Below are 7,795 nucleotides of genomic sequence, written 5' to 3'. Positions count from 1 at the left end.
CCGCACACCTACCGAAGTCGAGGCACAGTTCAAAAGTGCTTAATTAACCTGTCCACCAAAACCGGGACACCTCACTCTGACCCCACATGACTCTTGCCGTGGCGATGTCATGAATGATGAAACTCTCAATAATTGCGGAAGCAGCTTGCCAGAGAAAATGGCATTCTTTCAAGCAAGCAGCCGGCTATCCCCATGCATTTGCCGCGATTAGCTACAAATCCGGTTGCGTATGCCATCCAATCGTCTATTCTCATCATGTCATAGTGCTTATGTTGCCAGTTCTCCAATGTAATAAAATGCCGACCCCCAGATGAATGCCCGGCAGGGGCTTTTGATGGATCCGATGAGCATCTGCAACAACCGCTAGCGAACGACGGTTGGGGTGCTCCTTGGCTTTTGAGGAGAAATACATGACAAAACTCGACCTTTCGCGTCGCAGTTTTCTGAAGGCCAGCGTAGTGGCCGGGGTCTCGGTCTACGTGGCGCCCATGGGCGGCAAAGCGTTCGCCGCCCTGTTTGAAGAAAAAATCCTGACGCCCATCCAGTGGGACAGCAGCAACGGCCAGGTCAAGTTTCGTATCGATGGCATCGCCAAGGTCACCGGCGCCAAGGTGTTCGCGCGCGACGTACGCGCCCGCGACATGCCGCACTGGCCGGACAGGCAGGCGCACGCCTTCATCCTGCGCGCCACCAAGGCTGACCGCAGTTTCCTCGGTGTCGACCTCGGCCTGCTCGGTGACGAACTGAAGCCGGACCGCGTGGTCACCGCCGCCGACCTGGCGCGCGACGGCGTGGCGTTCCCGGCGTTTTACGGCGAAGACATGCTGCTGCCGGCCGGCAAGACCCCAGCCTATCTGGGGCATGCCGTGGCGATCCTGATCTACAACGATTTCGCCAGCTTCCGTTTCGCCAAGGATAAATTGCAGTTCAAGGATGAAGTGATCCAGTACGGCCCCATCACCGGGCCGCTGGAACGCGATCCCTGGGGCACTTTCCGTTTCGTGCGTGTCGGCGGCGCGACATCGTTCGACGACGATGTCTTTTCCAGCCTGAAGAACGCGCCGGTATTCCCGAGCATGATGCGCAAGCACCAGCCGGTATGGCCGGACGGCCAGGAACACGGCAAGCTGGGCGAGCAGGGCATGTTCCATGCGGCCCAGATCCAGCAACAGCTGGACCATCCGCCGGCAAGCTGGCTGGTCATGGAGCGCGACTACAGCACGCAGTCGGTAGACACCGCCGCGCTGGAGCCGGACAACGCCAACTGCTGGTACGACAGCGTCAATCAGGCCCTGCACATGGTGGTGCCGACGCAGTCGCCGGGCGAAGTGGTGGACAGCGCGATCGAGATGATGAAAAAGGGCAAGTTCCCGCTCAAGCAGCTGTTCCTCCATCCTTGCTATACCGTCGGCTACGGCTCCAAGGACCACTACAATTTCCCGTTCTACGGCCTGCTGACTTCCCTGTATGCGGACGGCAAGCCGGTGCGCCTGGCCAACGACCGCTACGAACAGTTCCAGACCGCGATCAAGCGCCACGCCTTCAAGATGCGCTACCGCATCGCGGTCGACCGCGAAACCGGCCTTTTGCAATCGTTCAAGGGCGAGTTCGAAGCCAACGGCGGCGGCCGCGCCAATTTTTCGCCGTCGGTAGCGATGGTGGGCGCCACCGCCGCGCAATCGATTTATTATTTCCCGAAAAACGACCTGGCTGCGGTCGCCATCGCCACCCGCGCGATCGATGCCGGCTCCGCGCGCGGCTACGGCACGCTGCAAAGCATGGCGGCGACCGAGATGATGATCGATGAAATGGCGGAAAAACTCGGCCTCGACGCCATCGATTTCCGCCTCAAGAATGCGCTGCGCTCAGGCATGAAAAACACCCAGGGTGCGATTCCCGCCGGCGCGATCCGGGTCGACGAAGTGCTGCAGAAAGCCAAGAACCATCCCCTGTGGATCAACCGCGGCAAGAAAAAAACCAAATACGAAGCCAGCCATCCGGGCTATCGTTATGGCGTAGGATTTGCCTGCGTGCAGAAGGACTTCGGCACCGGCGCCGAGACCTCGTTCGCCAAGGTCGAAATCAGCGCCGACGGCCAGATCCACCTGTCGCACAGCGCGGCCGAGATCGGCACCGGCATGTCGACCTCGCAAGCGATCGCCTGCGCCAAATGGCTGGGCAAGCCGGCCCATGAAGTGCGTACCTCGGTCACCGACTGGAGCGACCTGCCGGTGGTCACCAGCGGCGATCCTTACATCATGAGCCAGGCCGAGCAAGACAAGCTGGCCGCCAATCCGCGCTGGTCGCCGGGTTATTCCTCGCCATCCAGCGCCACCAACTCAGCCTTCTACTTTACCCACAGCACGCGCGAAGCTGCGCGCGTGATCTTCATGCACGGCCTGTGGCCGGCGGCGATGGCGATCTGGAGCCAGGGCATAGGCGGCGGCCAGGCCGCGCCGCTGGTGGTGCGGGTCGAGGATGCGCGCTGGGTCGACGGCAAGCTGTCGGCCGCCGGGCTGGAAGCGCTGCCCTATGAACAGCTGGTGAAGAAAACCCACGAGCTGGGGCTGGTGACCGGCGCCACCGTGCACGTGTTCAACCGCTGGCAATGGACCGAAGCCGAGTTCGAGATTCTCGGCAGCCTGGTCAGGATCCCGCTCGACGGCCTGTCGCTGCGTTACGGCGCGGGCGCCGACAAGGTGCGCAAGGCCAGGATGAGCACCGCCGGCGGGTACGAAGTGCTGAACCGCAAGAAGATTTTCATCCCGCCGACCCAGCGCAACAACGCCGCCGTCACCTACTACAGCGCGGTCGGCACGCTGGTCGAACTGGCGGTGCACGAAGCCAGCGGCAAGGTCGAATTGCTGGCCCATCATTCGATCATGGAATGCGGCAACCAGATTTCGCCGCAGCTGGTTTCCGGCCAGCTGCAGGGCGGCCTGGCGATGGGCATCGGCCATGCCTTGCATGAGTATCTGCCGCTGTACGAGGACGGCCCCGGCAACGGCAGCTGGAACTTCAACCGCTACCAGCTGCCGCGCGCCAAGGATGTCGCGGTCTGGAGCCAGACCAGCGAAGTGCTGCCGCCGCTGACCGAAACCGACCCGCCCAAGGGCATCGCCGAAGTGGTGATGATCCCGGTGGTCGGCGCCATCGTCAACGGCATCGCCCACGCCATCGGCCATCGTTTCACCGACCTGCCGGTAACCCCACAAAATATCCAGGAGGCTCTGGCATGAGCATGACTATCCATCCCATCACCATGCATATCAACGGCAAGCCGGTTGGACCGGTGCCGGTGCCGGAAGGCATCATGATGATCGATTTCCTGCATGAATACCTGGACCTGACCGGTTCGCGCCTGGGCTGCGGCCAGGGTGTCTGCCGCGCTTGCGTGGTGATCCTCGACAAGCCCGACGGCACTAGTGAAGAAGTGCGTTCCTGCATCACCGGCGCCCATTTTTTCGAGGGCAAGAAAGTGCGCACCGTCGAAGGCCACGCCCAGCGCAACGAAAAGGGCGAAGTGGTGGCGCTGTCGCCGATCCAGCAGAAATTCCTGGAACACTACAGTTTCCAGTGCGGCTACTGCACCCCGGGTTTCGTCAACGCGGCGACGGTGCTGCTGGAAAAACTGAAGCGCCAGCCGGTCGGCAAGGAGCTGCTCGACCAGGCCATCACTGATGGATTGAACGACCATATCTGCCGCTGCACCGGCTACGTCCGCTACTTCGAGGCGGTCAAGGAAGTGGCGCTGGCGACGCCGGGACTGGTAAAGGACGGCAAGTGATGACCAAGCTCCGATACCTGCGCAAGGTTTTGCGCGTGGCAGCCGCGCCGCTGCTGGCGACGGTCTTGCTGGCCGCCTGCGATAGCGGCAGCAGCCCGGCTGCGCCAGCCGCCGGCAATGCGGTCAAGCCGGGCAGCGCCGACCAGCTGGCGCTTGGCCGCTACCTGGCCAAAGCCGCCGATTGCGCTGCCTGCCACACCACCGCCAGCGGTGCGCCGTTTGCCGGCGGCGTCGAGCTGGCTTCGCCGTTCGGCAAATTCTACGGCTCCAACATCACGCCGGACAAACAGCACGGCATCGGCAAATGGAGCGCCGACCAGTTCTACAAGGCGCTGCATGACGGTGTGACGCCGGACAAGCACTTGTACCCGGCCATGCCATACACCTCGTACCGCTCGATGACGCGCGCTGACAGCGACGCCATCTATGCCTACCTGATGCAGCAGAAGCCGATTGCCGTGCCGAGTAAGGAAGCGGACCTGAAATTCCCGTACAACATGCGCTTCGGCATGATGTTCTGGAATGTGCCGTTCCTGAAGAATTCGCTGAGCGACGCTTCCGCCGGCCAGTCTCCTGCCTGGCTGCGCGGCCAGTACCTGAGCAATGCGCTCGGCCACTGCGCGGAATGCCATTCGCCGCGCGGCGCATTCGGCCAGCTCGATTTATCGAAACCGCTGGCCGGCGCCGCGCTGGGCCGCGTCGCCGCGCCGAATATCACGCCCGCCGGCCTGGCTGCGGTGGGCTGGACGGCGGCCGATCTGCAGACCTTCTTCGCCACCGGCATCGCGCCTCAGGGGTCGGCCTACGGCGAAATGTTCCCGGTGGTGCACCTGAGTACGCAATACCTGAACAAGGATGACCTGAACGCTGTCACTACCTACCTGCTGGGCGACAAGCCGTTGCCGCCCGAAGCAGTCAAGGCCATCAACGCCGATGCCGCCGAACTGGATGCCGGCAAGCGTTTGTATACGGCGGTCTGCGCCGGTTGCCATGGTTTCCAGGGCGAAGGAAAGCCGCATGTGGCGGTAGCGATGAAGGGCAATTCGACGGTGCGCAACGCCGATCCGCATAACCTGATCGTGGCGATGCTGGACGGGATCGAAGCGCAGAAATTTCCCGGCACGGAAAGCCTCCAGGACATGCCGGGTTTCGCCGGCCAGCTGAGCGACAAGGAGCTGGCGCAACTGTCCAACTTCCTGCGCGCCGCCTGGGGCGGCCAGGCGGCGGACATCACCCCGGACCGCATCAAAGGCATGCGGCTGACGGCAGCGCACTGAAGCCCGGCCTCAGGAACAGGATCGGCCGTGCAAGCGGCAGGTCCTGTTTTTCATTACACTGGTAAAAACCTAAAAAAGATCAGGCACGCCATGAACGCAGTCGATTATCAAGTATTGAAAAGCGCCGTCAGCTGGCTCCAGCAGGGCAAGCGGGTGGCGCTGGTGACGGTAGTGCGCAACTGGGGCTCGGCCCCGCGGCCGCTCGGTTCGCTGTTTGCGATCACCGACGATGGCGACTTCACCGGTTCGGTTTCGGGCGGCTGTATCGAAGACGACTTGATGCAGCGTTTTGCCGCGGCATTCCCGGAGCGCATAGAGCTGGTGCGCTACGGCATCAGCGCCGAACAGATGCAGCGCTTCGGCTTGCCTTGCGGCGGCACGCTGGAACTGGTGATCGAACCCTTGTCCGACGCTGCCTCGCTGACGCCGCTGCTGGACGCCGTCGCCGGCCGCAAGCTGGTGCAGCGCCGCCTGGACATGCGCAGCGGCCAGGCCAGCATCGAAGCCAGCGAGGCCGATTTCGCCCTGCATTTCGACGAACAGGAATTGCTGCAGGTGTTCGGCCCGCGCTGGCGCTTGCTGATCATCGGCTGCGGCCAGGTGTCGGAATACCTGGCGCAGATGGCGCCGGCGCTCGATTTTTCGGTGTACCTGAACGACCCGCGCGAAGAACAGCGCCGCAACTGGCAGGTCGACGACGTGGTCTGGCTGGATGGCATGCCGGACGACGCCGTGCTGGCTTTCAAGCCGGACCGCCGCACCGTGATCGTCACCCTCAGCCACGACCCGAAAATCGACGACATGGCCCTGATGGAAGCACTCAAGACCGATGCTTTCTACGTCGGCGCCATCGGCTCGATGGCAAGCACCGAGGCACGCAAGGAAAGATTGCTGATGCTGGACCTGAGCCCGGAACAGATTAGCGACCTGCACGCACCCATCGGCTTGTCCATCCTGAGCCGTTCACCAGCCGAAATTGCGGTATCGGTGCTGGCAGAACTGGTGATGCTGCGCAACCGGGGACGGGTGGCGGTGTCGGCGTCCAGCTGTGCCGTCAATACCGACGGCCTGCGGATGGTCGAGCGGCCGTGAAACACGTGAAGGAAAATACATGAAGATGACGGATATTCCGTTTGGCACGACTGATTGGGAAACCGTTGAGCGCACCGAACACAAGGGCGAGACCGGGATCGCCTATTGGCGCACCCGCCACTTCGGCGGCATTCGCGTGCGCATGGTCGAATACACGCCGGGCTACCTGGCCGACCACTGGTGCAGCAAAGGGCATATCCTGTTCTGCCTGGAAGGCGAATTGCACACCGAGCTCGAAGACGGCCGCAGGTTCTTGCTGGCGGCCGGCATGAGCTACCAGGTTGCCGACGGCGCCGAGCCGCACAAGTCGTTTACCGCGGCCGGGGCCAAGCTGTTCATCGTCGACTGAACCTCGCGCCAGGCAGGAAGTTTTGGCCTTGGCTCCTTTACTGTTGCCGCTAAGCTGCTAGTATGAAAGTAGGTAATCCGCCAAGTAAACGGGCAGGATTGCCGTCAGGCGGGCAGACAGGAGTCCTTCAATGGATTTCGCACTGGATGGGAGCAAACCCACCAGGAAACTGGTTGGTTTCACGGTAGTCTTGGTTCTGCATATAGCGGTCGTATATGCACTGGTGACAGGTTTGGCGCGCAAAGTCGTCGAGGTCGTCCAGGAGCCGGTGATCACCAAGCTCATCGCAGAAATCAAGCCGCCGCCACCCCCGCCGCCGCCCGACAAGCCGGTGCCGCCACCGCCAAAATCGGCCGCGCCGCCGCCCCCCTACGTGCCGCCGCCAGAGGTCAAGGTCCAGCCGCAGCCGCAGGAAAACACGATTGCCGCGGTCACCAATGTCAAGCCGCCGAGCAACGAGCTGCCCACTTCCGTCGCGCAACCGGCGCCGGCCGCCACGGCCCAGGCCGCCGGCCCGCCGGCGCATACCAGCGCGAAAGTCGCAGGGCATTGCGAAAAGCCGGAGTATCCCAGGACTTCCTTGCGCAATGAAGAGCAGGGCACGGTAAACGTGAAGCTGGTGATCGGCACCGATGGCAGCGTGGTGGACGCCACGATTGAAAAAAGCAGCGGCTACAAGGACCTGGACCGGGCCACGCTGAAAGCCTGGAGCCTGTGCCATTTCACGCCCGCCATGGCGGATGGGCAGCCGGTACAATCGGCTGCGCGCATGCAGTATGTCTGGAAGCTGGAGTGAGTGAATTGGCTGACCCTGGGTCCGGGCATGTTGCGTCAAGCCTCGCGCGGGCCTACACACTTCAGGAGAATTCATGTTTGACCACGTCAAATTCGGCGTCAGCGACTATGCAGCGAGTAAAGCGTTCTTCCTCAAGGCGCTCGAACCGCTCGGCGTGACTGTTGCCGGGGAGGGGCAGCCGTCGTACGGTGTCGAGCTTATCAGCCCGAACAGCAAGGCTTCATTGTGCCTGCACCAGACCGAGGAGAGGCCGGCGCATCTTCACTTGGCGTTCATGGCCGAGAATCGCCGGCAGGTCGAAGCCTTCCATCGCGCGGCCCTGGAGGCGGGCGCCAAAGACAATGGTGCGCCCGGCCTGCGCCCGCACTACCACGCGAACTACTATGCAGCCTTTGTCATTGGCCCGGACGGGCACAACATCGAAGTGGTTTGCCACGAACCCGAGGCCTGATCCTGCCATCGAGGGGACGTCCGCAAGCTCGGCTTGCGCGCTT

General features: G+C 62.7%; 7 protein-coding genes. All 7 read left to right on the top strand.

What is annotated here, in order from left to right:
* The first annotated feature begins 410 nt into the window (after positions 1 to 410).
* The 7 genes from V8G57_RS23270 to V8G57_RS23240 all read left to right on the top strand — a co-directional run bounded on the left by V8G57_RS23270 (position 411) and on the right by V8G57_RS23240 (position 7,752).
* Positions 411 to 3,239, top strand: coding sequence for a xanthine dehydrogenase family protein molybdopterin-binding subunit (locus V8G57_RS23270; RefSeq protein WP_342831399.1), 2,829 nt, complete (start codon positions 411 to 413; stop codon positions 3,237 to 3,239).
* On the top strand, positions 3,236 to 3,787 hold the full coding sequence (locus V8G57_RS23265) for a (2Fe-2S)-binding protein (RefSeq protein ID WP_342831398.1): 552 nt from the start codon (positions 3,236 to 3,238) through the stop codon (positions 3,785 to 3,787). Before V8G57_RS23270 ends, V8G57_RS23265 begins: the two co-directional genes overlap by 4 nt.
* Positions 3,787 to 5,064, top strand: coding sequence for a c-type cytochrome (locus V8G57_RS23260; RefSeq protein ID WP_342831397.1), 1,278 nt, complete (start codon positions 3,787 to 3,789; stop codon positions 5,062 to 5,064). Before V8G57_RS23265 ends, V8G57_RS23260 begins: the two co-directional genes overlap by 1 nt.
* 90 nt (positions 5,065 to 5,154) lie before the next feature.
* Positions 5,155 to 6,156, top strand: a complete 1,002-nt coding sequence (locus V8G57_RS23255) for an XdhC family protein (protein ID WP_092393180.1) — start codon at positions 5,155 to 5,157, stop codon at positions 6,154 to 6,156.
* 19 nt (positions 6,157 to 6,175) lie between these two features.
* Positions 6,176 to 6,505 carry a DHCW motif cupin fold protein gene (locus tag V8G57_RS23250; RefSeq protein ID WP_092393183.1) on the top strand — a complete coding sequence of 110 codons (330 nt, stop codon included), beginning with the start codon at positions 6,176 to 6,178 and terminating at the stop codon, positions 6,503 to 6,505.
* 130 nt (positions 6,506 to 6,635) lie between these two features.
* Positions 6,636 to 7,301: an energy transducer TonB gene (locus tag V8G57_RS23245; protein WP_092393186.1), complete on the top strand. Its 666-nt coding sequence runs from the start codon at positions 6,636 to 6,638 to the stop codon at positions 7,299 to 7,301.
* Positions 7,302 to 7,374: 73 nt separating this feature from the next.
* Positions 7,375 to 7,752, top strand: coding sequence for a VOC family protein (locus V8G57_RS23240; protein WP_092393189.1), 378 nt, complete (start codon positions 7,375 to 7,377; stop codon positions 7,750 to 7,752).
* The last annotated feature ends 43 nt before the right edge of the window (positions 7,753 to 7,795 follow it).

The organism is Collimonas rhizosphaerae (genome assembly GCF_038896935.1).
Lineage (GTDB): Bacteria > Pseudomonadota > Gammaproteobacteria > Burkholderiales > Burkholderiaceae_D > Collimonas > Collimonas rhizosphaerae.
This window is presented reverse-complemented; position numbering and strand designations above follow the sequence as displayed.